Annotated in this window: 24 protein-coding genes; 14 read left to right on the top strand and 10 right to left on the bottom strand. The window is 65.6% G+C overall.

The window, feature by feature from the left end; genetic code table 11:
- Positions 1–2: 2 nt before the first annotated feature.
- Positions 3–233, bottom strand: coding sequence for a hypothetical protein (locus tag MWU77_RS19045; RefSeq protein WP_169686462.1), 231 nt, complete (start codon positions 231–233; stop codon positions 3–5).
- A 118-nt stretch (positions 234–351) separates the two neighbouring features.
- On the opposite strand from MWU77_RS19045, the gene MWU77_RS19040 reads away from it, so the two are divergent.
- From MWU77_RS19040 to ilvA, 3 genes are all read left to right on the top strand, one after another.
- Positions 352–786: a nitroreductase family deazaflavin-dependent oxidoreductase gene (locus MWU77_RS19040; RefSeq protein ID WP_247274496.1), complete on the top strand. Its 435-nt coding sequence runs from the start codon at positions 352–354 to the stop codon at positions 784–786.
- 7 nt (positions 787–793) lie between these two features.
- Positions 794–2,560, top strand: coding sequence for a pyruvate dehydrogenase (locus MWU77_RS19035; RefSeq protein ID WP_169686466.1), 1,767 nt, complete (start codon positions 794–796; stop codon positions 2,558–2,560).
- Positions 2,561–2,652: 92 nt separating this feature from the next.
- On the top strand, positions 2,653–3,972 hold the full coding sequence (gene ilvA / locus MWU77_RS19030; RefSeq protein WP_247274495.1) for a threonine ammonia-lyase IlvA: 1,320 nt from the start codon (positions 2,653–2,655) through the stop codon (positions 3,970–3,972).
- 16 nt (positions 3,973–3,988) lie between these two features.
- Here ilvA and MWU77_RS19025 read toward each other — a convergent pair whose 3' ends face one another.
- Both MWU77_RS19025 and treZ read right to left on the bottom strand, forming a co-directional pair.
- A complete protein-coding gene (locus MWU77_RS19025; protein WP_169686470.1) occupies positions 3,989–4,279 on the bottom strand; it encodes a hypothetical protein in 291 nt (96 codons plus the stop codon).
- Between the two features lie 122 nt (positions 4,280–4,401).
- Entirely contained in the window at positions 4,402–6,129 is a 1,728-nt protein-coding gene (gene treZ / locus MWU77_RS19020) for a malto-oligosyltrehalose trehalohydrolase (protein ID WP_169686471.1), read from the bottom strand.
- 86 nt (positions 6,130–6,215) lie between these two features.
- Here treZ and MWU77_RS19015 point away from each other — a divergent pair, with 86 nt between their 5' ends.
- Positions 6,216–6,863: a TetR/AcrR family transcriptional regulator gene (locus MWU77_RS19015; protein ID WP_247274494.1), complete on the top strand. Its 648-nt coding sequence runs from the start codon at positions 6,216–6,218 to the stop codon at positions 6,861–6,863.
- A gap of 28 nt (positions 6,864–6,891) precedes the next feature.
- Here the strand turns inward: MWU77_RS19015 and MWU77_RS19010 are convergent, their stop codons facing one another.
- The gene (locus tag MWU77_RS19010) at positions 6,892–7,266 is read right to left on the bottom strand and encodes a YchJ family protein (RefSeq protein WP_247274532.1); all 375 of its coding nucleotides are present in this window, start codon (positions 7,264–7,266) and stop codon (positions 6,892–6,894) included.
- Positions 7,267–7,398: 132 nt separating this feature from the next.
- Here MWU77_RS19010 and MWU77_RS19005 point away from each other — a divergent pair, with 132 nt between their 5' ends.
- Positions 7,399–8,019, top strand: coding sequence for an FHA domain-containing protein (locus MWU77_RS19005; RefSeq protein WP_247274493.1), 621 nt, complete (start codon positions 7,399–7,401; stop codon positions 8,017–8,019).
- On the opposite strand, the gene MWU77_RS19000 is transcribed toward MWU77_RS19005, so the two are convergent.
- Entirely contained in the window at positions 8,000–8,959 is a 960-nt protein-coding gene (locus MWU77_RS19000) for an alpha/beta fold hydrolase (RefSeq protein WP_247274492.1), read from the bottom strand. The genes MWU77_RS19005 and MWU77_RS19000 overlap by 20 nt on opposite strands.
- Positions 8,960–8,995: 36 nt before the next feature.
- Here MWU77_RS19000 and MWU77_RS18995 point away from each other — a divergent pair, with 36 nt between their 5' ends.
- Entirely contained in the window at positions 8,996–9,541 is a 546-nt protein-coding gene (locus MWU77_RS18995) for a TIGR00725 family protein (protein WP_308198829.1), read from the top strand.
- 103 nt (positions 9,542–9,644) lie between these two features.
- Here MWU77_RS18995 and MWU77_RS18990 read toward each other — a convergent pair whose 3' ends face one another.
- Positions 9,645–10,931 (bottom strand): amidohydrolase family protein, encoded by a 1,287-nt coding sequence (locus MWU77_RS18990; RefSeq protein ID WP_247274491.1) that lies wholly within the window; start codon positions 10,929–10,931, stop codon positions 9,645–9,647.
- Positions 10,932–11,259: 328 nt separating this feature from the next.
- On the opposite strand from MWU77_RS18990, the gene MWU77_RS18985 reads away from it, so the two are divergent.
- The 3 genes from MWU77_RS18985 to MWU77_RS18975 all read left to right on the top strand — a co-directional run bounded on the left by MWU77_RS18985 (position 11,260) and on the right by MWU77_RS18975 (position 13,710).
- Positions 11,260–12,852, top strand: a complete 1,593-nt coding sequence (locus tag MWU77_RS18985) for an ABC transporter substrate-binding protein (RefSeq protein WP_169686480.1) — start codon at positions 11,260–11,262, stop codon at positions 12,850–12,852.
- A 136-nt stretch (positions 12,853–12,988) separates the two neighbouring features.
- Positions 12,989–13,207, top strand: a complete 219-nt coding sequence (locus MWU77_RS18980) for a helix-turn-helix transcriptional regulator (RefSeq protein WP_169686482.1) — start codon at positions 12,989–12,991, stop codon at positions 13,205–13,207.
- Complete coding sequence (locus MWU77_RS18975; RefSeq protein ID WP_247274490.1) at positions 13,207–13,710, top strand: DUF2029 domain-containing protein; 504 nt, start codon at positions 13,207–13,209, stop codon at positions 13,708–13,710. Before MWU77_RS18980 ends, MWU77_RS18975 begins: the two co-directional genes overlap by 1 nt.
- On the opposite strand, the gene treY is transcribed toward MWU77_RS18975, so the two are convergent.
- The 3 genes from treY to MWU77_RS18960 are packed head-to-tail and all read right to left on the bottom strand — an operon-like array spanning position 13,707 to position 20,538.
- Complete coding sequence (gene treY, locus MWU77_RS18970; protein WP_247274489.1) at positions 13,707–16,127, bottom strand: malto-oligosyltrehalose synthase; 2,421 nt, start codon at positions 16,125–16,127, stop codon at positions 13,707–13,709. The genes MWU77_RS18975 and treY overlap by 4 nt on opposite strands.
- Positions 16,124–18,409 (bottom strand): glycogen debranching protein GlgX, encoded by a 2,286-nt coding sequence (glgX, locus tag MWU77_RS18965; RefSeq protein WP_247274488.1) that lies wholly within the window; start codon positions 18,407–18,409, stop codon positions 16,124–16,126. Before glgX ends, treY begins: the two co-directional genes overlap by 4 nt.
- A 53-nt stretch (positions 18,410–18,462) precedes the next feature.
- A complete protein-coding gene (locus MWU77_RS18960; RefSeq protein WP_247274487.1) occupies positions 18,463–20,538 on the bottom strand; it encodes an acyltransferase family protein in 2,076 nt (691 codons plus the stop codon).
- Between the two features lie 139 nt (positions 20,539–20,677).
- On the opposite strand from MWU77_RS18960, the gene MWU77_RS18955 reads away from it, so the two are divergent.
- The 3 genes from MWU77_RS18955 (at position 20,678) to bioD (ending at position 23,952) form a co-directional block, all read left to right on the top strand.
- Positions 20,678–21,964, top strand: a complete 1,287-nt coding sequence (locus tag MWU77_RS18955; protein ID WP_169686492.1) for an adenosylmethionine--8-amino-7-oxononanoate transaminase — start codon at positions 20,678–20,680, stop codon at positions 21,962–21,964.
- A gap of 66 nt (positions 21,965–22,030) precedes the next feature.
- Complete coding sequence (locus MWU77_RS18950) at positions 22,031–23,170, top strand: 8-amino-7-oxononanoate synthase (protein WP_169686493.1); 1,140 nt, start codon at positions 22,031–22,033, stop codon at positions 23,168–23,170.
- The gene (gene bioD / locus MWU77_RS18945) at positions 23,167–23,952 is read left to right on the top strand and encodes a dethiobiotin synthase (protein ID WP_169686495.1); all 786 of its coding nucleotides are present in this window, start codon (positions 23,167–23,169) and stop codon (positions 23,950–23,952) included. The genes MWU77_RS18950 and bioD overlap by 4 nt, the downstream gene beginning before the upstream one ends.
- On the opposite strand, the gene MWU77_RS18940 is transcribed toward bioD, so the two are convergent.
- The gene (locus MWU77_RS18940) at positions 23,859–24,491 is read right to left on the bottom strand and encodes a class I SAM-dependent methyltransferase (protein WP_169686497.1); all 633 of its coding nucleotides are present in this window, start codon (positions 24,489–24,491) and stop codon (positions 23,859–23,861) included. The two genes, bioD and MWU77_RS18940, sit on opposite strands and share 94 nt — an antisense overlap.
- A 118-nt stretch (positions 24,492–24,609) precedes the next feature.
- Between MWU77_RS18940 and MWU77_RS18935 the strand changes: the two genes are divergently transcribed.
- Complete coding sequence (locus MWU77_RS18935; RefSeq protein WP_169686860.1) at positions 24,610–24,897, top strand: hypothetical protein; 288 nt, start codon at positions 24,610–24,612, stop codon at positions 24,895–24,897.
- Positions 24,894–25,703, top strand: a complete 810-nt coding sequence (locus tag MWU77_RS18930; RefSeq protein ID WP_169686499.1) for a hypothetical protein — start codon at positions 24,894–24,896, stop codon at positions 25,701–25,703. Before MWU77_RS18935 ends, MWU77_RS18930 begins: the two co-directional genes overlap by 4 nt.
- The last annotated feature ends 34 nt before the right edge of the window (positions 25,704–25,737 follow it).

The following is a 25,737-nucleotide window of genomic DNA, read 5'->3' as shown; positions in this document are numbered from 1 at the left end:
CGCTAGTGGGAAGTGCGCCGGTAGTACGCCAGGCGCACCCACCACGTGATGGTGGTGGCCGCCGCGGCGGTGAGCACAGCGATCTGTGCGGTACCTGTGATGACGAACAGGGCAATGAGCAGCAGGGCGCCGACAGCAAGAGCCTCGAGTTTGTAGAGCGGCCATTCGGTGCCGGCGATGTCGACACCGGCCACGCGAGCGGTCCTGCGGGGCTGCAGGTCGAGGGTCGTCATGGAGTGGCACCTCCGGTCGAGGAAAGTCTTCCTTCAGGGTAGACGCATAGAAGAATTCGGGTCAACGAACTTCTGGTCCTGGGTGTGTCGGATCACCCCGCGGTGTTCACTGGTATGTATGCCTCTCACCGGAGAATACGAACCCAGCCCGTCGAAATGGGCCGCCGACCAGGTCGAAGCCTACGAGTCTTCCGGCGGTACCGCCGGTACCACCCTCAATGGCAAGCCCGTCGTCGTCCTCACCACGCGCGGCGCCAAGACCGGAAAAGTACGCAAGACTCCGTTGATGCGAGTCGAACACGACGGGGAGTACGCGGTTGTGGCCTCGCTCGGCGGGGCACCGAAACATCCCGTCTGGTACCACAACGTCGTTGCGAACCCTCAGGTGGAACTGCGAGACGGTACCGAAGTGTATGACATGGTGGCGCGCGAACTGCACGGCGACGAGAAGACGCTGTGGTGGGACCGAGCGGTGGCTGCATTCCCCGACTACGCCGACTACCAGGCCAAGACCGATCGCCAGATCCCCGTTTTCGTCCTCGAACGGAAGTAGGCCGGGCATGGCTGCGCGGACCGTCGCGGATCAGCTGGTCGGTCAACTTGTCGATGCGGGTGTGCGCCGCATCTACGGGATCGTCGGTGACAGTCTGAACCCGGTCGTGGATGCCGTGCGTCGCACCGGCGGCACCGCGTCGGGCGGTATCGACTGGATCCACGTGCGTCATGAGGAGGCTGCGGCATTCGCTGCTGCGGCGGATGCACAGCTCACCGGGGAGCTGGCGGTGTGTGCGGGATCTTGTGGGCCGGGCAACTTGCATCTGATCAACGGGCTCTACGACGCGCACAGATCCGGAGCGCCGGTGCTGGCCATCGCCTCACACATTCCGTCCACCCAGATCGGCTCCGGATACTTTCAGGAAACCCATCCCGACCGTCTGTTCGTCGAATGCTCCACCTACACCGAGCTGATCAGCGCTGCAGCGCAAGCTCCTCGGGTGCTGCAGAGCGCGATGTCGCACGCACTCGCCGGACCGGGTGTCGCCGTCGTCACCCTGCCCGGTGACATCGCGGCACTGCCCTCGGAAGGGCCGGCGCCGCGACTGGTCCGTACAAGTGCCCCGACCGTCGTGCCCGCAGAATCGGACGTACGAGCGCTGGCCGAGGCGATCGATGCCGCCGACAAGATCGCGATCTTCGCTGGCGCGGGTGTTCGCGGTGCACGCGAAGAGGTCTTGGACCTCGCGGAGACAGTGGCAGCGCCGATCGGGCACAGCCTGCGCGGCAAGGAATGGATCCAGTACGACAACCCGTTCGATGTAGGAATGACCGGCCTACTCGGCTACGGCGCCGCACACGACGGCATGCACGGTGCCGACCTGCTGTTGCTCATCGGCACCGACTTCCCCTACGAGCAGTTCCTCCCGGACGTGCGCACGGCGCAGATCGACATCGATGCGAGCAGGCTCGGCCGTCGCACCGAGTTGGATCTCGCAGTGCACGGCGACACCGCCTCGACCTTGCAGGCGTTGAAACCGCTGATTCGGCGCAAGACCGACCGGAAGTTCCTCGAGCGCACACTCGAGCGTCACCGCGATCTGATGGACAAGGTGGTCGGCGCGTACACGACACCTGTCAAGCAGCGGAAGCCGATTCACCCCGAGTACGTCGCGTCGATTCTCGACGACCTCGCCTCCGACGACGCGGTGTTCACTGCCGATACCGGTATGTGCAACGTGTGGTCTGCCCGGTATCTCACCCCGAACGGTCGCCGACGTTTTCTGTCGTCCGCACTGCACGGGTCGATGGCCAATGCGCTGCCGCACGCGATCGGTGCCCAGTTCGCGGCACCCGACCGGCAGGTGATCTCCGTCAGCGGAGACGGTGGTCTGTCGATGTTGCTCGGGGAACTGATCACCGTGGTCATGCATCGGTTACCGGTCAAGATCGTCCTGTTCGACAACGCGACCCTCGGCATGGTGAAACTCGAGATGCTCGTCGACGGCCTCGCAGACTTCGGCGTGGATGTGCCGGCAGTCGACTATGCGCGGGTGGCCGAAGCGCTCGGGTTCTACGCGCGCCGAGTAGCGGACCCAGGGGAGGTGGAGCAGACACTGCGCGGCGCATTCGCTCATCCCGGACCGGCGCTGATCGACGTCGTGACCGATCCGCTGGCGCTGTCGCTCCCCCCGACGATCACCGGTGAGCAGGTGAAGGGCTTCGCTCTCGCCATGTCGAGGCTGGTGATGAACGAAGGGGTGGGTGAAGCGGTGAAGATGGCGAAATCGAATATCCGCAACCTGCCGAGACCGTCCCAGTTCCGATCCTGACCGACCGCGAAGGGGGTCGCGTGGGCAGTCCGAGCGGCAAGTGGCAGCATTGAACAGTGACCTCCACCTCGCGAACCGCTGAACCAACGCACATGACTGCCGTCCCGACTGCGGCCGATATCGACATTGCGGCGGAGCGAATTGCGGAGGCAGTGTCACCCACCCCTATCGAACTGAGCCCTCGGCTGTCGGCTCTCACCGGTGCGCACGTCTACCTCAAGCGCGAGGATCTGACGCGTGTGCGCTCGTTCAAACTGCGTGGCGCCTACAACGCGATGGCCCAGCTGGACGATAGGGAACGTGCTGCCGGCGTTGTGACGGCCAGCGCGGGTAATCATGCGCAAGGTGTCGCGTACGCGTGCCGGACGATGAGAGTCGCAGGCCGCATCTACGTGCCCGCTCGGACCCCGAAGCAGAAGCGTGACCGCATCCAGGTGCACGGTGGTGAGTTCGTCGAACTGATCGCCGTGGGCGATACTTTCGACGCGGCCGCTGCTGCAGCGGCCGACGACGCGGAACGCACCGGAGCGACCATGATCCCGCCGTTCGACGACGTCCGTACTGCAGCGGGGCAGGGGACCATTGCGCGCGAGATCATCGACCAGCTCCCGGGCGACCTGGATGTCCTCGTGGTACCGGTCGGCGGTGGGGGACTGATCGCGGGTATCGCGGCCTACCTGCGCGAGCGATCCCCCCGTACCGCGATCGTCGGCGTCGAACCCCGGGGTGCGGCATCCATGACCGCTGCACTGGTCGCCGGTGGCCCCGTGACCCTCCCCGAGGTGGAACCGTTCGTCGACGGCGCCGCTGTCAAGCGGATCGGCGACGTCCCGTACGCGGTGGTGTCGCAACTCGGCGCCGAGGTGGTGTCGCACTCGAGTCTGCCGCTCGTCGCGAGCCTGCGTGCGGAAGGTCTGGGGCACGCCCCATTCGGCATGACCCAGGTCGACGAGGGTGCGGTGTGCACGTCGATGCTCGACCTCTACCAGAACGAGGGCATCATCGCCGAACCCGCGGGCGCACTCGCGGTCGCGGCGCTCGAGGATCTGTCGATCGAACCGGGTGCAACGGTCGTGTGTCTGGTCTCCGGAGGCAACAACGACGTGTCCCGGTACGGAGAGATCGTCGAACGATCACTCGTTCACCGGGGTCTCAAGCACTATTTCCTCGTGAACTTCCCTCAGGAGCCGGGAGCGCTGCGGCGGTTCCTCGACGAAGTGCTCGGCCCCGATGACGACATCACCCTGTTCGAGTACGTCAAACGCAACAACCGCGAGACCGGTGCGGCGTTGGTCGGTATCGAACTCGGTGCAGCGGAAGACCTTTCGGCGCTCTTGTATCGAATGGACACCTCGCCGCTCGAGGCAGGCCGACTCGAGCCGGGTTCACCCGCCTACCGCTACCTCACGTAGGATTCGTTGCCCGAACTCACCAGGGCATGCATACGAGCCAGGGGCCGAACCAGAAGCAATTCGGACGCCAGAAGTTCCCGCGATTCCAATCGTTGTGTCCGCGATCCCAATCGCGGTGGTTGCGGTCCTTGTTCCAATTGTTGTCGTGGTGCCCTCCTCGGTCGTGACCCCAGCCGCGGTCGTTGTGTCTGACATCGACTACGCCCGGAGCCGAGTCCGTTGCCGGGGCTGCGGTGGCCACGGCCATCGGTGTGAAGACAAGAGCGGTCGTGAGAAAGGCGCTCGCCAGTACTTTCTTGGGTTCCATCACGATTCACCTCGAAAAATTTCGGCGCTATTCCTGACGGTACGCGTGGTCTCGAGGCTCGATCAAGAGGGTCCCTGTGGGCAGATGTTCGGCAGATGTTGACTGTTCGGTCAACCGACAGTTCAGGATTCGAGTATGACGAACGAATGTCCCGGCACCAGTACTGCCGATTTCGTCCGGTTCATGACGGGGTCGTCCCACCAGAGCAGTGGTCGGCCACCGACAGGAACGGTCACAGGGTCGCCACCGAGATTGCATACCACGCGAATCGCACCGCGATGCACCACGATCCAGCGTTCGTCCTCGTCGTACGTCAACTGCAGGTGCTCGAGCCAGGGGTCGGTGAGTTCGGCGCGGAAGCGACGCAACTCGAGCAGTTGCCGGTAGCAGTCGAGCAAGCGCGCATGCTCGGGATCGGTGCGCTCGTCCCAGCGAAGGATCGACCGGCGGAAGGTCTCCGGGTCCTGAGGATCCGGCACATCGTCGATGTCCCATCCGTGTTCACCGAACTCGCGTCGGCGTCCCTCGACGACGGCCCTGGCGAGTTCGGGTTCGGGGTGCGAGGTGAAGTACTGGAACGGGGTGCTTGCCCCCCATTCCTCGCCCATGAACAACATCGGGGTGTACGGCGAGGTGAGAACGAGTGCGGCCTTCACCGCGAGTTGCCCCCGATCGAGATAGCCGCCCGGCCGGTCGCCGCGGGCTCGGTTGCCGACCTGATCGTGGGTGCACGTGTACGCGAGCAGCGAACTGGCAGGTACCCGCCGCACGTCGAGTGGGCGTCCGTGCACGCGGCCACGGAACGACGAGAACGTGCCCGCGTGGAAGAAGCCGTGCCCGAGGGTACGGGCCAGACATTCGAGGGAGCCGAAATCACCGTAGTAGCCTTGGCTCTCGCCGGAGACTGCGGTGTGAATCGCATGGTGGATGTCGTCGTCCCACTGTGCGTGCATGCCGTATCCGCCTGCGGACCGTGGTGTGATCGTTCGGGGATCGTTGAGGTCGCTCTCGGCGATCAGGCTCAGGGGACGACGGAGATGGGCGGATAGACGCAGAGTTTCGACCGACAGCTCCTCGAGCACATGCACCGCGGTCTGATCGATCAGCGCGTGGGTGGCGTCGAGTCGGAGCGCGTCGATGTGGAACTCGCTGAACCAGCGCAGGGCGTTGTCGATGATGTAGCGACGCACCTCACCGGATCCGGGACCGTCGAGATTGATGCTCTCGCCCCAGGTTCCCGGTTTCTCCGACACATAGGGACCGAATCGGCCCAGGTAGTTCCCCGAGGGGCCGAGATGGTTGTAGACCACGTCGAGCGCCACACCGATACCGTGGGCGTGGGCGGCATCGACGAACCGTTGCAGTGCGTCGGGGCCGCCGTACGGCTCGTGGACCGCGTACCAGAGCACGCCGTCGTAACCCCATCCGCGGGGGCCGTTGAAGGCATTGACAGGCATCAACTCGACGAAGTCGATTCCGAGGGCCACGAGGTCGTCGAGATGCTCTATGGCGGCGTCGAGGGTGCCTTTCTCGGTGAACGTGCCGATGTGCAGTTCGTAGAGCACGCTGCCTGCGAGTTGTCTTCCGGTCCAGGCGCGGTCGGTCCAGTAGTCGGGATCGATCCCGTGTAACTGCGACAGTCCGTGTACGCCGTCCGGCTGCCGCTGGGAACGGGGGTCGGGCAGTACGGTCTCGTCGTCGTCGAGAACGTAACCGTAGCGGGACCCGGGTGAGGCATCGACGTCGGCGCGCCACCAGCCGTCGTCCCCCCGATCCATCGGATGGAGCTCGCCGTCGACGTGGAGGCGAACGGTCGACGGGATCGGAGCCCAGACCTCGAAGGTGTGCACGAGGCCAAGCATGCCCTGTTCGTGAGCGTGGCGCAGCATCTTTCCGGTGCACCGGCGATGCAGTCGATACTGTTAGGCTGATCTCGATGTCGGCAGCCAAGAGAACGTACAGTTCACCGTTGCGGGATGAGGCTGCGCGCCGCACACGCACAACGATCCGAGATGCCGCGGCGACGTTGTTCGAGCGCAGCGGGTACGTGAGCACCACCGTCAAACAGATCGCCGCCGAAGCGGGTGTCGCAGTGCGAACGGTCTTCACCGCCTTCCCGGAGGGCAAAGCCCAGCTGTTCCGGGAAGCGCTCGACGCCGCCGTCACCGGTGATGCGGCCGACGCCGACCTGAGTGCTCCCGGCTCGCCTCGGTCGCGGTCACCGCGCGCGTCCGGCGCCGCAGCCGCCGTCATCGACCAGGTGGTGGGGTATGGAGCGGCGATGCTCGAGCGTGCCGGTGGCCTACTCATCACGTCGATCGAATCGTCGGGCGCCGACCCCGACATGTTGCGGTTTGCCGAGGACGACGCGCGCGCTACCGCAGAGAATGCGCGAACCCTCGCCGAAGGGCTGCACCGCAGCGGATGGCTACGTACCGACGTCACCGTCGACCATGCTGCAGACGTGCTCTACACCCTCAGCTCCCCGCAGGTACACGCGTTGCTGCGGCGCGATTGCGGATGGGACGTCGACCGGTATCGCACGTGGCTCGCCGACACCCTGCGAACGACGTTGCTGCGCTGAGACCCGAATCGCAGAAACCTGCCCACACCTACCGGCCGCCGGTTGCGTCCAGGTACAGCCAGACGCCGTCTTCACGGACGAAACGGCTGTGTTCGTGCAGGACGTCGGCACTTCCGCTCTCTGTGTAGTGCGCCCGGAACTCCACCGTGCCCTCGGTATGAAGGAACCCGCCGCCGGTCGTCCGCAGCACCTCGAGGCCGGTCCACCTGGTGCCGGGGTCGAGGTCGAGCGATGCGGGCCGGGACGACGGATGCCATGTCCGTAGCAGGTGGGCGGTGTCACGGAGGACGAACGCCGTGTACCGCGACCGCATCAACTCCTCGGGTCGGGATGCGACACCGCCATCGAGTAATCGCCCGCAGCAGTCGGAGTATCGGATTCCGCGTCCACACGGGCACGGCATATCGGTAGCTGGCTTCTGGTCGCGATGTCGGCTCACCTGACCATTGTCGTCGAGCGTGTGGGACGAGTGGCAGCGTGTCCTTGCCGAACACCTCGCGCGGGCGCACGATTGATCCGTGTGCAGGAGATCTCTGTGAGCGACGCGCTCGATCCGCGCCTGACGTACCTCGACGAACGTGGGCATCAGCACCATGTGGTGTTGACGTCGCAGACTCCGCGGGTGACGATCGGCCGCGCCACCGATGCCGATGTCGCATTTCCCGGCGACGACGAGGTCTCGCGCCTGCATGCGGTGGTCGAGTGGCTCGGCACCAACTGGACCATCCTCGACGACGGACTTTCGCGCAACGGAACTTTCGTCAACGGTGAGCGGATCGCGGGGCGCCGGCGGTTGCGCGAAGGCGACAGCATCCGTATCGGTTCGCACCGCCTGCGCTTCCAGGAGATCGGAGCGGGGCCCGACGAGGCTACCCGCATGGCCACAGAACTACCCACGGTGAACTCGTTGACGGAGACCCAGCGCGGGGTCCTGCGTGCGCTGTGTCGTCCGTACAAACACGGGGTGGCCTTCGCGTCGCCCGCGTCGAACCAGACCATCGCTTCGGAGATGTATCTCAGTGTGGACGCCGTGAAAACACATCTGCGGACACTGTTCGCGAAGTTCGGAGTCGAGGATCTACCGCAGAACCGCAAGCGAGTGCGTCTCGCCGAACTTGCAATGCACACAGGTGTGGTCAGCGAACGCGACCTGTGACCTGTGTTGTGGTTGTTCGGGCACGGGACACCCGATCGGCCAGATCCCTGAGCGCAGCGGCCACCGCGTCGGGATGCTCGACCGTGACCGAATGACCGGCACCCTCGATGCGTACGAGTTGCGAGTGTGCCAGCCGCGCCGCCACACCGACGGACAACACGAACGGTGTCAGCTCGTCGTGGGATCCGCACAGAACAAGTGACGGGAGGTGAGTCAGAACGGAGAGGGCCGCTGCTTCGTCGAGCACTGCGAAGGATCGGAGAAAGCCCGCGATCGTGACCACCGACGTGTCGCTACACAGCAATGCGAGCACCGTAAGCAGCCAAGCATCCGACTTCGGCGACACGGTGCGGCGACGATGCAACGCACCGGCTACGGGCAATCCCACTCGGCCACTCCACCGCGCGATTCGCTGTGTGGTCTCCGGTGCCCGGGACACAGCCCGGCGGAACAACTCCACCACCGGGCTGTGCAGATACCGCCCGAGCCCGGAAAGCGCGAGATCGTCGGCCGCGGTGGAGATCAATGCGACTCCCACGACGCGCGTGCCGATGTCGGTCGAATGTTGACGAGCGTAGGACAGGATCGCCATGCCGCCCATCGAATGCCCCACCAGGACGATGGGCCCGGAAGTGGCGGCGTCGAGCACCACACCCAGATCGCGCCCGATCCGGTCGAGGGTGTACGTCTCGGCGGGCGCTGCACCGGACCGGCCGTGGCCACGATGATCGAAGAACACCATCCGCACCGACCGACCCATCGCGAAGGGCAGGGCCTGACGCAACCGAGTCCAGATGTCGGTGTCGTGACAGTGGCCGTGCACGAACACGAACGTCAGTTCCGCTGTGTCGGGGCCGGCGGCGGTGACTGCGAGGGGCACGCCGTCGTCGGTATACACGGTAGCGTGCCGCAGACGAGTCGAATGGTGGGAAGCGGACATGTCACCAGGGTGCGTGCCTTCCCGAGGTGATATGAGATCCCCTGCCGGTGGAACCCGAAAACCGGGGATAGGTGCCCTTTCACCCTTGGGGTAGTGGACAATCCCGATATGCATTCGCAGCGCTATGTCGGTGTCGTCGGTCCGGGTGAGGCGACACCCGAGCAACGGCGAGTCGCCCGTCAGGTCGGCGGTCTGCTCGCCGGCCGCAGAGCAGTCGTGGTCACCGGCGGGCTTGGCGGGGTCATGGCCGCGGCCTCCCGGGGGGCGATCGAGGCGGGTGGGACAACGCTCGGGTTGCTTCCCGACGACGACCGGGTCGTGGGTAATCCGTACCTGACGGTTGCGATCCCGACCGGCCTGGGAGAGATGCGTAACGCCCTGCTCGTGCGCAGCAGCGACGCGCTCGTCGTTGTCGGCGGGAGCTGGGGAACGATGAGCGAGATCGCGTTGGCCGTACGCACCGGCGTACCGGTCGTGTCGATCGGAGGCTGGAAGATGCCCGCGGGGGGCGTACTCGACGTCGAATCGCCGGAGGAGGCGGTCGAATGCCTGCACGCGTTGCTATGGCGTAAGGACGCCTGACGCTTCAGTTTCCGGGCGGAGCATTCCACAGGAAGGTCCACTACGACACGCGGTGCCCGCCGATCTCGTTCGGCGGGCACCGCGCATCCGAGCTCCCGGACGGTTACGAACCGGCCGCTGCCGAACTTGCGAGCTCGTATCGCCGGCGGTACTCCTGCTTGGACGTTTCACTGACGTCCACGTCCTTCGCGCGGGCACGCAGGGCACCGACGGTGGCCTGCTCGCGCGGGGTGTGCTCGAACGGATCCCAGCTGAAGAACCGCGCGGCGTTCTCGAAGGTGACCTTGTCGATCTCCTCGTCGGTGAGCTCGGCCGCGACGAGTTCCTCCATCAGCATCTCCGGCGAGCGCGGCCAGGTGGAATCCGAATGGGGGTAATCGCATTCCCAGGCGATGGTGTCGATGCCGAGACGCTGTCGGTTGTTCAGGCCGCTGGGCTCGGTTATGTAGCAGGCGAGGAAGTTGTTCTTCCACACGTCGGTGGGCGACATACCTTTCGGCAGGAAACTCGCGCCGGTCCAGGACTGGTTGACGATGTGGCGTTCGAGGCGGTCGAGCCAGGGGGCGACCCAGCCGACGCCGCCTTCGCTCATGGCGACCTTGAGGTCGGGGAACTTCTGGAATGCGCCGCTGAGCATCATGTCGGTCGCGGAGATCGTCGAGATCAGCGGGGTGAGGACCATCATGTCGTCGAGGTCGAAACCCGTGGGGCGTTTGACCAGGCCCATGCCGCCGCCGATGTGCAGGCTGAGCACGATGTTGTGCTCGACGCAGGCCTTGAAGATCGGGTCCCAGTATCCGGATTTGAAGTCGGGGTAGCCGTCGCCGACGCCGTAGGGGGTTTCGGGGATGGAGATGGAGCGGCAGCCCATGGCGGCGAGGCGGTGGATTTCCGTGACGGATTCGTCGACGTCGTAGAACGGGATGATGCCGAGGGGGATGAAGCGTCCGGGGTGGGTGTCGGGGACTTCGCCGACGACCCAGTCGTTGAAGGCTTTCAATGCCGCGAGGGAGAGCTTCTTGTCGGGCAGGGTGGCGAGGTGGGTGCCTGCGAAGCCGGGGAAGGTGGCGAACAGTGTGGCGGCGAGGGTGCCGTTGGCGTCCATGTCGCGGACGCGCATGTCCATGTCGTAGACGCCGGGTCGCATTTCTGCGTAGCCGGTGGGGTCCATGCCCCATTCCTCTTTGGGCCAGGAGACGACGGCGTTGAGGCCGGAACTGCCGACGACAGAACCCTGGAACAGCCATGCTTCGACGTTGGGGTTGCGGGGGTGGGCGGTCAGCGTCGGGGCCTGGTCCATAAGGCTCTTCGGAAAGTGCTTCTCGAAGATGTCCCGGGGTTCGACCACGTGGTCGTCGATGCTGACCATCACCATGTCATCGATGTTCATCTTTATCCTCTCGTGAGCCTGCGGGACAAGAATTCGTGCTGCGGAGCTGCGCCACGGTGTGTGTCCGGACCGACCCGGTCGACCGGTTGGCATGTGACGAAAATCTCCTTACTGCTTTGCGAGAAGACTAATCTCGCAGGGATGTCCCCGCAAGATCGGGAGCAGGTGACGCTGCGGGCCGGATGGCGCGCGACCGGGGTGACTTGCAGTCGCCTGAGAATGTGATGCTTGCCACAGGGGTGACGACAGCCTATTCTCACAATTCAGAATTGCATTCCAGATTCGAAGAGTGGGACCTGTGCTCCTCGTCCCCCCACGAGAGGGTGAAATGCTCCGATCGAAACGTGTGCTTGCAGTGGTGGTGGTGGCATGCGCCACCGCGCTGATCTCGACATCCTGTGGTGGCAGCGGTGCCGACAACTCCGGTACAGGAACTTCCGGTTCAGGGAGCCTCGAAGAAACGACGGACCCGGTGGCGGGTGGTTCTCTCGATGTCATCCAGATGGGTGAACCGCGCAGTCTCGACCCTGCCGCGTTGTCGAACACCTATGCACACCAGCCCGCTCTGGGCAACGCCCTCTACGGCTCACTGATCGTCAACGATCTGGAGACGCAGGAGATCGAATATGTGATGGCCACCGACTTCGCCAGCACCGATGGGGGCGCAACCTTCACCCTCACGCTGCGCCCGGACCTCACGTTCACCGACGGCACGCCGTTCGATGCCGCCGCGGTCAAGTACAACTGGGACCGGCTTCGCGATCCGTCTCTCGGCTCCACTGCGATCCGGGTGGCGGGTCAGATCGCTGGAGTCGAGGTGAAGGATCCCACGACGGTGTCGGTTGCGCTGGTGAGCCCCAACCCGCACTTCCCGCAGAGCATGCTCACCACTTCGATGAATTGGATCGCCTCGCCGACCGCTCTCGAGAAGGGGCGTGAGGCATTCGACGAGAACCCGGTCGGGGCCGGGCCGTTCACCCTGGTCGATTGGGTCCGTCAGGGTGCGATCGAACTGGAGAAGAACCCGAACTACTGGGATGCGCCCAAGCCGTATCTCGACACGCTGCGGATAACCACCGTGGCGGACACGAGCCAGCGATTCAATGCCGTCTCCACCGGTACTGCAGACCTGGCGTCGGAAGCCAGTTGGGCCACCCTCGACAAGGCCGAGCAGGCGGGTGTGGGCACCGAGCTCGTGCCCACCGGCGGTGGTCAGATCATGGTGATGAACGCGGCGCGCGCACCGTTCGACGATGTCAGGGCCAGGCAGGCGGTCTCCATGGCCGTCGACCGTGATGCCCTGAATTCGGTGGTGTACAACGGAGTCGGCGAGGTTGCGGATTACCTGTTCGTGGACGGTTCGCCGTTCTTCGAGGACGTTCCGTTGTGGACACACGACAAGGATGCCGCTCAGGTACTGTTCGATGAACTGGCGGCCGACGGCAAGCCGCTGTCGTTCACCTTCCTGTCCTATCCGACGCAGGAATCCCGGGCGGCGGGCGAGGCGTTGCAAGCGCAGCTGAATGCCTTCGACAATGTCGAGGTCGCAGTCGAGGTCGCGGACTATTCCACACTCACGGCCCGCGCGGGTGGTCGTGACTTCGACATGATCATCTCGTCCGCGATCGTCCAGGACCCGGACTACGCGCTGTGGACCGCCTTCCATGGTGATTCGCCCGGAAACTTCTCCGGCCTCGACGACCCTGCACTCAACGATGCGTTGGACGCCGGACGTCTTGCGGAATCGGACGAAGAGCGCAAGGCGGCATACAGCACGGTCCAGGCCCGATTGGCCGAACTCGTGCCGGGCGTGTGGTACATCAAGGCGTCGCCTTCCGTCCTGTACGGCGAGAACGTACACGGGATCGATCTGTACACCCTCGGCTCGCCGCGGCCGGAAGAACTCTGGGTGACGGAGTAGGGCATCATCACTCATTCGCACTGTCTCGATCATCCAGAGGCACGGACCGAGGCGATGCCGGTCACCGGATAAGTCCGACTCCACGAAAAGACAAGCATTCTTGACAAACTATGTCAAGAATGCTTGTCTTTTTCATGTGGCGAACAGGCCGAGGGACAACCGGGTCCGTGAATTTCGCAAAGAGAAGCGGCTCACTCAGGCCGAGCTCGGTGCGCAGGTCGGGGTCAGCAGGCAGAGCATCGTGTCGACGGAGAAGGGCGACTACGCGCCCAGCGTCTACCTCGCATTGCGGCTGGCGGAGAGTCTCGGCACCACTGTCGAAGAGTTGTTCCCATTGTCCGAAGAGGAGTTGTGATGGCCGTGTTCATGAAGCTTGCCCGAATCATCGGCGACCTGGACGACGAGTTCTACCGCGACGAGCGCCAACGCGATGTGTGGAACGAGGCCTCGGCAGTGGGATTCCAACTGGCTCAATGGGCTGCGCTCGTCGGAGGAGCAGTTCTTCCGTGGCTTGCCGGGCGGGCCGGTGCGCAGATTGCGATCGGAGTACTCGCACTGTGGTTCCTGATCTCGATGGCGGTGATCATGTATGCGCGCGCTCGGGATGTCGATGTGTATGCCACAGCGAAGACATGGACACCACGCGTGTTCGTGGCGTGCCTCGTCTACCTCGCAGGCATCGTCGGGATCTATGCACAGTTGTCGACCCCGCTCGATCAGGATCCGGCAACGTGGGCGGGGGCTGTCGTCGGCGGATTGGTAGGCGGCGGTACGGCAGTCGCCCTGATCGCGTGGTATCGACACCGTCAGCGCCGTCGGTGGGCCGAGGAGGATGCCCGCGATCTGGCGGACCGCTAGGCGATCGGAGCCGACGGCCGGACCCGGCTCAGTGCAGCGACCGGAAGCTCGGCGAAGAGGTTGTCGAATCGTACTCGCCCCGAGAACGTCCGCTCGGTCAGCAGGTCGATCCAGTCTCCGGGAGGTAGATCGAGTACCGTACCGGACCATCCCTGCGCGCCGAGAGAGACCGTGTGTCGCGAGACCACCGCTACCACATCGACCTCGTCGGCATGCGGACCGCGACCGTAGGCGAGCACGTGGTGCGCCGCCGGACCACAGGCGCGCAGCGGCACATACGCGCCGCCGACGAAGCTGGCGGGTTTCTCGCGACGCAACCGCAGCGCTGCGCGCACGACCGCGAACTTGGCCGGCACCTCGCCGGCGTCGAGCAGCCGTCGGCGTTCGACGTAGTCGACGGGTCGGCGGTTGTCGGGGTCGACCAGCGAATCGCTCCACAGTTCGGTGCCCTGGTAGATGTCCGGGATCCCGGGCCCGAGAAGCTGGAGAAGCTTCTGGCCCAGCGCATCCGATGACCAATGCGGCTCCAGGCCGGCGACGAACTCGGACATCCCGGCACCACACGGGCCGTCGCACACCGTATCGAGCCAGGCCAGAACCGCACCCTCGAAGTCGTCATCCACCTCGGTCCACGATGTGCGGGTGCCGTTTTCCCGCAACGCCTTCCGGAGGTAGTCACGCAGGCGAGTGCGCAATGAATCGGTGACGACGCCGTCGACGGGCCAGACGCCGAACAACGTCTGCCAGAGGAACGCTCCGATCGCCGGGTCGGGGCTCGGTGCCACCGTCTCCCACTCTGCGACACAGTCGGCCCACAGCCGCGGCACCTGCGACAGGACGCCGATGCGCGCTCGGACGTCTTCACTGCGTTTGGTGTCGTGTGTCGACAACGTGGTCATCGTCCGCGGCCACGAGCGTGCGCGCTGGGCCCACGTGAGGTGGAACTCGCTCGGATCGAGACCGAAGCGTCCGGGCGTCCCTCCTACTTCTTGCAGGGAGATCAGGCGGGCCGCGCGATAGAACAGGCAGTCCTCCACGGCCTTCGCCGTTGCAGCGCCGCATACCTGGCCGAACCGTGCGGCCGATTCGGGATCCGTGGACAACGCCTGAACCAGCACCTCCAGAGCGGGCTCCAACGCGGTGTCGCTGCCTCCCACCCGGCCGACGATGCGCGGCAACAGGGTGCTCAACGGCGCGTAGTCGGCTCGGTACACCGGGACCTGCGACACCACTGCGATCACGGCGTCACGAACCATGGTCTCGGTGAGCGGGGTCTCGGTGAGTACGGTGTCGGTACCCGCGGTGTTGCCGGTCGAGCGCAGGATCGTGCGCACGAGACGATGAAGCTCCGCCGCAAGTCCGGCCTCGAGTACCTGCCGCCCCAGCAGATGCTCCTGCGTCTGCACCCACTCCGCGTCGCCGTCGGCGCCGGTGAATGTGCGCGAGAGCGCGCTCAGCTCGCTTTCGCCCCGCGGATCGACGAACACCGCGGCAAGTTCGTTGAGCGCGTCATAGCCGGTGGTGCCATCCACGGGAAGTGTTGCGTCGAGGGGTTCGCCCTCGGCGAGGATCTTTTCGATCACGAGCCATCGGTCCGGGCCGATCAGGTCGCGGAGCCGCTGGAGATAGCCCGAGGGATCTGCCAGACCGTCGGGATGATCGACACGAACGCCGTCGATCAGATCGTCCGAGATCCACGAGGCGACTTGGGCATGCACGGCATCGAAGACTGCGGGATCCTCCACCCGGACGGCGGCGAGGTCGCTGACGGTGAAGAATCGCCGGTAACCGATCAGACCCGAATCCCACGGCACCAGCCGATACGACTGGCGATCGTGGATCTCGGTCGCCGTGCCGGAATCGGTGCCCGGTGCGATGGGAAACCGCTTGTCGTAGTAGGCGAGCATCGGTTCCGTGCCGGATCTGTCGACGGTGCACTCGTGCACGTCGTCGCCCGAAGCCAGAACGGGCAGCGCGACCTTGCCGTCCGCGCCGTTGTCGGCTGCAGTATCGAAGTCGAAGAAATCCGCGTACGCGGACTCGCTGCCGTGGCGGAGAGCATCCCACCACCAGAGATTCTGGCGTGCGTCGGCGACACCGACATGGTTGGGGACGATGTCGACTATCAACCCCATGCCGCGTGCCCGTGCGGCGCCGGCCAGTGCTACGAGTCCGGAACGTCCGCCGAGCCCGCCCGAGACGGTGCTCGGATCCACCACGTCGTATCCGTGAGTGGAACCGTCCGCCGCGGTGAGCACCGGCGACAGATACAGGTGGGAGACACCCAGGGCGGCGAGGTAGTCGACCAGATCCACCGCGTCGGCGAAGGTGAACGCGTCGGGGCGCATCTGCAGGCGGTAGGTGGCCGTCAGCGGGACCGGGTTCGCCGCACCAGCGGTCACCGGCGTGGCGTTCATGCCGTCTTCCTCAGCACGAGCACCGAACGAGCTTGCACGGTCACCGATTCCCCCGCCGCGACCGTGGTCGGGTCGCGTCGGCCGTCCGCAATATCGGTGTCGAGGGTCGGTGTCCATTCCTGCGCGTGCGGCCCGTCGGGGGTGACGAAGTCCAGCGGTTCGTCATGAGCGTTGAAACAGAGGAGGAACGAATCGTCGACGACCCGCTGACCCCGCTGATCGGGTTCCGGAATGCCCTCGCCGTTGAGGACGACGGACAGAGACTTCCCGAATCCGCTGTCCCAGTCTTCGGGCGTCATCTCGTCGCCTGCGGGGGTGAGCCATGCGATGTCGCGAGATTGGTCGCCGCTGCGGATCGGACCTCCTTCGAAGAACCTGCGACGCCGGAACACCGGATGCTCCGTGCGCAACGCGATGACGTTGCGCGTGAACTCCAGCAGGTCGGCGTTCGTCTCGGCGAGTGTCCAGTCCATCCAGGACAATTCGTTGTCCTGGCAGTACACGTTGTTGTTGCCGTTCTGGCTGCGGCCGATCTCATCTCCATGCGCGATCATCGGAGTACCCTGCGACAACATCAATGTTGCGAGGATGTTGCGTTGCTGGCGCGCGCGGAGCTCGAGGACGTCCGGGTCGTCGGTGGGGCCCTCGACACCGCAGTTCCACGAGCGGTTGTGCGACTCGCCGTCGCGGTTGTCCTCGCCGTTGGCGTCGTTGTGCTTCTCGTTGTAGGACACCAGATCCGCGAGCGTGAATCCGTCGTGCGCGGTGACGAAGTTGATCGAGGCACTCGGACGCCTCCCGGTGTCCTCGTAGAGATCGGAGGAGCCCGTCAGCCGCGACGCGAACTCGCCGAGTGTCGCGGGCTCGCCGCGCCAATAGTCGCGCACCGTGTCGCGATACTTTCCGTTCCACTCGGTCCATAGTCCAGGGAAGTTCCCGACCTGGTAGCCACCTTCGCCGACGTCCCACGGCTCGGCGATGAGCTTGACCTGCGACACCACCGGATCCTGTTGGACCAGGTCGAAGAATGCGGACAACCGGTCGACGTCGTGCAGTTCACGCGCGAGCGTCGATGCGAGATCGAATCGGAACCCGTCGACGTGCATCTCGGTGACCCAGTATCGGAGCGAGTCCATGATCAGCTGGAGAGTGTGTGGGTGTCGGGCGTTGAGACTGTTTCCGGTTCCGGTGTAGTCCATGTAGTGGGTTCTGTCGTCCTCGACGAGCCGGTAGTAGGCGGCATTGTCGATGCCACGGAACGAGATCGTCGGGCCGAGATGGTTGCCTTCGGCGGTGTGGTTGTAGACGACGTCGAGGATCACCTCGATACCGGCTTCGTGGAAGGTGCGCACCATCGCCTTGAATTCGGCGACGACTCCGCTCGGTTTCGAGGCCGACGAGTACGCGGCATGAGGGGCGAAGAACCCGAAAGTGTTGTACCCCCAGTAGTTACTGAGCCCCTGGTCGCGCAGCGTCTGGTCGTGCATGAACTGGTGCACTGGCATCAGTTCGATTGCGGTGACGCCGAGTAGGAGCAGGTGCTCGATGACTGCCGGGTGAGCGAGACCGGCGTAGGTGCCGCGCAGGTAGTCCGGGACCTCGGGGTGGGTGGCGGTCATGCCCTTCACATGGGCTTCGTAGATGACCGTCTCATGGTAGGGGCGACGCGGATGTCGATCGGACGCCCAGTCGAAGAACGGATTGATCACGACGGTGGTCATGGTGTGCCCGAGCGAATCGAGCCGGGGGAGGCCGTCGCTCGAATCCTGTTCGTTCCCCGGGCTGTCCGCCTGCGGGTCGTCGCCGGTGCGGGTGGACCAGCCTGACTCTGCCGCGGACTCCGGTGCCGGTCCGGATTCGGGAACTGTAACCCCGCTGTCGGGATCCGTACCGGGCAGCGTGTATGAGTACAGGGACGGGTCGTCGTCGAAACCGCCGTCGAATGCCTTGCCGTACGGGTCCAACAGTAGTTTGCTCGGGTCGCATCGATGTCCCTCGGCAGGGTCGAACGGACCGTACACGCGGTAGCCGTAGCGCTGGCCGGGTGAAACGGTCGGGAGATACGCGTGCCACACGTATCCGTCGACCTCGTCGAGCGCGACCCGTTTCTCGGTCCCATCGCGGTCGATCAGACACAACTCGACCTTCTCGGCGACCTCCGAGAACAGGGCGAAGTTGGTGCCGGCGCCGTCGTAGGTGGCTCCCAGCGGGTAGGGGTGGCCGGGCCACACCGGAACGGGCTCCGCCGCATCCCGGGTGGTGTTGCTGTCGCTGGGTGCCATGGCTGCTCAGCGTAATGCCAGACGATGCGGCTCACCCACCGGAGCGGATCCGCTCACCACCATCCGGTCGCAGGACCGAGTTGACGGCCCAGGTCGGGCGTCAAGGTCCGCACGTACGTGGTCGTGAGATGGTCGTCGTCGCGATAGACGAGTACGTTGCCCTCGACGACTCGGCACACTTGTTGTCGGCACAACGAATCGGTCAGATCTATCAGCGTCACCGACGGAAGGTGCGCCGCGGCGGCACGGGCCGGATCGACCGGATCGAGCGCGGCAGCGCGGTCGATGCCGCACGACTCGGAAGTGCCCCCCGAAGCCAGACAGTCCGACGCGTTGTACTGGACCTCGTCGTCGATGAGCCACGGGTTGTCGCGGATCGCCACCACGGGGATGCCGTAGTCGGCGAGCGTCTCCCACAGTTCCACGTACCAGAACGGGGTGAAGTCGCCCGGTCCTTCACCCGGGTCCTTCGTTCTGGTCGAGGTGGTGAACAGCACGTCGGGCGGATATGCCGCAAGTTCGGCAAGCACCTTCACCGACCAGGAGTCGCATTCGAAGGTCGGGGAATCCTCGGTCAGCTCGGCTGCGGGATCGGACAACGGGCAACCGACTTTGAGGTAGGTGTCGAGGCGGAAGCCGTGCTCGCGACCGAGTTCATCGAGCGCCGCGAGCCAGTGCTCGGAGTGCGAACCCCCGGCGAGCACCATGCGACGCGTCGACATCGGGTCGCCGTAGACACAGGTCAAGGCGTCACGGTTGGTGTGCTGCGCGATACAGCCGTCGATGGTCGCGGGCGGAAGATCGTCGGCGGCCACGATCAGGGGCGGGTAGACCGGCTGATGCTCGACCTCGGGCAGTCCGATCGCTGCGGCGCCGGGATAGAGAGCGGGATCGGGGCGGGCGGAATGAGAGAACTGACTCACCGTGCGATCGATATGGACGGTCCACCAGGTCGTGCCCGCGACGAGCGCAACACCGATCAGTGCGAGACCTGCAACCAGGGTGGTGCGCCACCGTCCCGGAACCGAGCGCCGAATCGGGGTCTCGATGAACCGCGTGGTGGCTTCGGCGAGGACGAGGGAGATGCCGATCACGACCAGTCCGCCGACGAGTCCGACCGAGGGACGGTCGCGCACCAGCAGGTAGCCGATCAGCACGGGCCAATGCCACAGATACAGCGCGTACGCAATGCTTCCGAGACGGATCAGCGGCGGCGACGACAGGAATCTCGAGGTGGGAGTGTCGGCTCCCGTGGCGCCGGGGACTGCTCCCGCAACGACCAACGCCATTGCGGCCCCCACCGGCACCAACGCCCACGGACCAGGGAAGTGGGCGTTGCCGTTGAGAGCGAATCCGCACGCGAAGAGAATCGCAAGCCCTGCGATGCCCAACGCGGATCGAACGAACTTCGGCGCCCGCAGCCACGGCACGACACACACCAGGACGGCGCCGATCGTCAGTTCCCACACTCGGGCCGCGCTGTCGTAGTACGTCCACGATTGCGGGGCAGTGGAGAACGCCGCGTACGTCAGCGAGGCCACGGTGATGAGCGACAGGAGCACGGTCAGCGGCACGCGGACAGGAATCCGTGCCCGCCGCAGTAACCACGCCGAGGTGAAGACCACGATCAATGCCGCGAGATAGAACTGCCCCTGCACCGAGATCGACCACAGGTGTTGCAGGGGGCTGACCATGGGATCGGCAGCGAGATAGTCGCTTGCGGTGCGCGCCAGTTCCCAGTTCTGTACGAACAGCAACGACGCGCGTGTCTGTTCTGCGACCCGGTTCCACTGGGGGAACGGGAGCAGGATCAGTGCGGCGAGTGTGGTGCCCGCCAGGACGAGAACGAGCGGTGCGAGTAGCCGACGCCCGACTCGTCGCAACACGGGCCTCGGATCGAGCGGTGCGCCCGACTCCGCGACCCGGAGCAAGGAGCCGACGAAGAAGAAGCCGGACAGCGCGAGGAAGACATCGACGCCGCCGGATACGCGTCCGAACCAGACGTGGAAGACCACCACCAGGGCGATTGCGAGTCCGCGGACACCGTCGAGATCGGCGCGGTAGCCGGGGCGAGCAGATGCTGGGGCGGCACTGGTGCTCACGGCTGAATGCGACGTATGGACGGACATGGCGCTGGTAGTACCCCTGGTGCGTGCGGGCTCGGCGGCCGAGTCATCCGTCGAGCTGTTCTTGTGAGCAACCTTCACACGAACCTAGGCAGACTACGGGGTGCGACTTCGTGATCACCAACCGCTTAGAGTCGGGCGGGTGTCATCCACCACCTCTTCCGCTGCCCGTATCTCGTCTCTCGACGCAGCGCACCTCTGGCATCCCTACGGTGCGTTTCCGCCGTCGACCGAACCGCTCGTGGTCGACCAAGCGCATGGCGCGCGGCTCGTCCTGGCCGACGGGCGTGAGCTCGTCGATGGAATGAGCTCATGGTGGGCGACGGTGCACGGATACCGGCACCCGGTGCTCGACCGCGCTGTCACCGAGCAGCTGTCCAAGATGAGTCACGTCATGTTCGGTGGGCTGACGCACGCGCCCGCGGCACGTCTGGCCGAACTGCTGGTGGAGATCACGCCGGACGGACTCGACAAGGTGTTCCTCGCCGACTCGGGCTCCGTGTCGGTCGAGGTCGCAATCAAGATCGCGTTGCAGTATCAGCGTGCAGTCGGGGCACCCGCGCGGCACCGTCTGCTCACATGGCGCGGCGGCTACCACGGCGACACATTCGCGCCGATGAGCGTGTGCGACCCCGAAGGCGGCATGCATTCGATGTGGACGGACGTGCTCGCGCAGCAGGTGTTCGCCCCCGCGCCACCGGCCGAGTTCGACGCCGCCTACGTCGAGACCTTCGAATCGATCCTCACCGAGCACACCGACGAACTCGCCGCAGTGATCGTCGAACCGGTCGTGCAGGGGGCCGGTGGCATGCGCTTCCACGATCCCGCCTACCTGCGCGAACTGCGCCGCATGTGCGACGAACACGGACTGCTGCTCATCTTCGACGAGATCGCCACCGGGTTCGGTCGCACCGGAGAGCTGTTCGCTGCAGACCACGCGGGTGTGTCGCCGGACATCCTGTGCGTCGGTAAGGCGCTCACCGGCGGGTATCTGACCCTCGCTGCGGTCCTGTGCACGTCGGACATTGCCGAGGCGATCAGTGCCGGCGAAGGCGGCGGCGTGATGCACGGCCCGACCTTCATGGGTAATCCACTCGCGTGCGCCGTGGCGGTCGCATCCACCGAACTGTTGCTCTCACGAGACTGGCGCGCCGAGGTCGCCGCGCTAACCTCGGGACTGGAAGCCGGACTCGCGCCGGCTCGGGACATCCCCGGGGTCGTCGATGTTCGGGTCCTCGGGGGGATCGGTGTCCTGGAGCTCGCGGAGCCCGTCGACATGCGTGCTGCGACCGATGCGGCGGTCGGCGCCGGAGTGTGGCTCCGGCCGTTCCGCAACCTCGTCTACGCCATGCCGCCGTACGTATGCACCGCCGACGACGTGGCCCGGATCTGCGAGGGCATGCTCGCGGCGGCCCGGAGTGGGCGCTGAGCCCGCGCCGGACGCCGCACGGTCTCCGCTCGACGACTTGAACGGTGTTCAAGTATGGTGCTGAGCATGACTGCATTCCCTGCGCTCGCATGGCTCGACACCGCCGCCGACGCTCGGCGCCGCGCAGGACTGCACCGAGACCTGATTCCACGCACCCCATCGGCGCCGGTCGTCGATCTCGCCTCCAACGACTATCTCGGACTCGTCCGCCATCCCGAAGTGCTCGCGGGCGCCACTGCCTCGCTCCGTCGTTGGGGTGGCGGCGCCACCGGGTCGAGGCTGGTCACCGGAACCACGGCTGAGCACGAACTGCTCGAACGTGAACTCGCGGAGTTCGTCGGTGCCGAGACCGGGCTGGTGTTCTCCAGCGGCTACGCTGCCAATCTCGGTGCGGTCACGGCGCTCGCGGGACGCGACGCCCTCGTCGTGTCCGACGCCGGATGCCACGCCTCCCTCGTCGATGCGTGCCGGCTGTCGCGTTCGCGCATCCACGTGACTCCGCACAACGACGTCGACGCGGTGGCGGCCGCCCTCGCCGCGCGCACCGAACCCCGCGCCCTCGTCCTCACCGACTCGGTGTTCAGTGCAGAAGGAGATCTCGCACCGCTGCTCGCATTGCACAAGGTGTGCCGCGAACAGGGCGCGATGCTGCTCGTCGACGAGGCCCACGGTGTCGGAGTTCGTGGCGCAGGGGGCCGCGGACTCGTCCACGAAGTGGGTCTCGCCGGCGAGCCGGACGTGATCGTCACGGCCACACTGTCGAAGTCCCTCGCATCACAGGGCGGCATCGTGCTCGCCGATGCCCGCGTGCGGGAACACCTCATCGACACTGCCCGCACCTTCATCTTCGACACCGGACTTGCGCCCGCCGCCGTCGGCGCCTCGCGGGGTGCGTTGAAAGTGCTCCGCGCCGAGCCCGGACGTGCGGGTGCGGTTCTCGACCGGGCACGCCACCTCGCTGCTACCACGGCAGCGGCGACCCCCGAATCGGCGGTCGTATCGGTGATCCTCGGCGACCCCCACGTCGCGGTCGGAGCAGCCCGTGAGTGCCGCGAGCGTGGTCTGCACGTCGGCTGCTTCCGCCCGCCGTCGGTGCCTGCCGGAACGTCGCGGCTGCGATTGACCGCCCGCGCCGACCTCACCGCCGCAGACCTCGAGTTGATCGACCGTGTCCTCACCGACGTACTGGCAGGAGTGCATTCGTGAGCGCGTTGTGCGTCACGGGTACCTCGACCGATGTCGGGAAGACCGTGGCGACCGCCGCGCTGGCGGCGCTCGCGCTGTCGTCGGGAAAGACGGTGGCGGTGTGTAAACCCGCGCAGACCGGCGTGGCAGACGGAGAACCCGGAGATCTGCACGAGATCGAACGGCTCACCGGATCGCGCATCGACGCTCTCGAACTCGCCCGCTACCCGGAACCACTCGCGCCCGACACCGCCGCGCGCCGAAGCGGTCGCCCGCTCCTCGCCCTCGCCGAGGTCGTCCAGGCGATCAGGGAACTCGACGCGACCCACGACCTCACCCTCGTCGAAGGCGCTGGGGGAGTGCTCGTGCGACTCGGCGCCGACGGATTCACTCTCGCGGACGTCGCAGCCGCGTTGAACGCGCCCGTTGTGATCGTGGCGGCGCCCGGCCTCGGCACCCTCAATCACACCGCGCTCACCGCTGCCGCATTGCGTGCGGCAGCGGTGGACTGCGCCGGTGTGATCGTCGGATCGTGGCCGGATGCACCGGATCTCGCCGAACGCTGCAACCTCGACGACCTCCCCGATGTCGCGGGCGTCCCGGTGCTCGGCCGCATCCCGGAAGGTAGCGGTGCACTCGCGCCGGACGAGTTCCTCGCCGGCGCCACGACATGGTTGCCGGATCTCGAACCCCGGACTCCCGGCCCGGTTCATTCCGGCTTGTGCGCGAGTACCCGGAAACAATTGCCGCCCAGTCCGGTTCGATCGACGCTGTCGATCACGAAGCCTGTGTCCTCGAGGTAAGGAACGGGGTCTCGCACCAGATGATCGGCCATGAACCTCAGGGTCAGGGGCTCGATCGTGCGCATTAACCAGGTCAGGACCCGATTGGTCGAGGGGCCGTGCTCGACGAGCACGAACCGCCCTCCGGGTACGAGTACCCGCATGGCCTCGGCGCTGGCCGCTGCGGGATCGGGGATCGTGCAATAGGACAGGGTCGAGACGACGGTGTCGACGGATTCGTCCGCGAGATCCAACGCCTGGACGTCCCCGCGTCGTACCTCGCAGTGCGTGAGCCGGTGCTCGGTGATGCGCTGCTGTGCGTGCGCGAGCATGCCCGCGGACAGGTCGATCCCGGTCACCGCAGTCACGTCGGGTCCGTACAGCGGAAGATTCAGCCCGGTGCCGACTGCGATCTCGAGGACGCGACCCGACGCGTGCCCGATGGCCCACCGGCGTGGATCTCCGAGTAGCCGTCGCTCCGAGAATCGGATCTGCCTGTCGTATTGCGGTGCTGTCGCATCGAAGACCTCGGCGATGCGGGCGTTGTCGGGTCGAGCCACGGATGTCCTCCATTCGGTGGCGCGAAACCACGCTCGGTGACAGCGGATCTATCGTACTGTGAATGGTGTCACATCGTGTCGGCCGGCGTCGACGTGCCGACCGCTGGGTTCGGAGGTACTGATGTCCACCGAAATGCAAGAACTGCAACGGACCATCGGTCATCTGCGTCACTGCGTCGGATCCTTGCGTTCGCGCTACGGCGACGCTACCGCTGTGCAGCGGCTGGCGAACGATCTCGAACGCCTCCATATCGACGCGCACGACCTCGCCGAGCGCCCTCCGGCGGAGGCACGCGTGTATTCGGGTGAGCGCATCCCGGTTCCCAACGAGCCGTACGACGACTCGTTGTTCCGTGGCGTGGATGTCGACGACGAGGGCCTCGGCGGTCTACACGGAGATCGGTGAGCGCCCCCGCGGCGACCGGTGTGCGGTCCGCGACCCGCGCGCGGATCGCGGCCCGGACGCTGCGTACCGATCGCTGGTGGAAATCCCCGCTGCTGACGGCCCTAGGACTTCTCGTCTTCGTCGTCTACGCCACGATCCGCTCGTTCGTCCGGTCTGCCTATTACGTCGAGGACTACCACTACCTCACGCCGTTCTACTCGCCGTGCGTGAGTGACTCGTGCGTCGAAGGTGCCCGGCATTTCGGCACCTGGGTCGGCGAGCTCCCGATGTGGATACCTCTCGCGTTCCTGTCTCTGCCGTTCCTGCTCGGATTCCGGTTGACCTGTTACTACTACCGCAAGGCCTACTACCGCTCGTTCTGGCTGGCACCCGCCGCGTGCGCAGTGGCCGAACCGCACGCCCGCTACACGGGGGAGACCCGACTGCCGCTGATCCTGCAGAATGCGCATCGCTATTTCTTCTACGCGGGCGTCGTCGTCTCGCTGATCAACACGTACGACATGGTCGTAGCGTTCCGGAGCCCGAGCGGATTCGGGTTCGGCCTCGGCAATGTGATCCTGCTGATCAACGTGATCCTCCTCTGGGGGTACACCGTCTCGTGCCACTCATGTCGGCACGTCACCGGAGGGCGTCTCAAACATTTCTCGAAACATCCTGTGCGATACCGTATCTGGACATTCGTATCGAAACTCAACACCCGCCACATGCAGTTCGCGTGGATCACGTTGGGCACGCTGATGATCACGGACTTCTACATCATGCTCGTAGCCAGTGGCACCATCTCGGACCTTCGGTTCGTCGGCTGACGACTCGTCGGGCACGCACGACACGCATCGCAAC

The sequence above is a fragment of the Rhodococcus sp. F64268 genome, from assembly GCF_023015605.1.
Classification (GTDB): domain Bacteria; phylum Actinomycetota; class Actinomycetes; order Mycobacteriales; family Mycobacteriaceae; genus Rhodococcus.
This window is presented reverse-complemented; position numbering and strand designations above follow the sequence as displayed.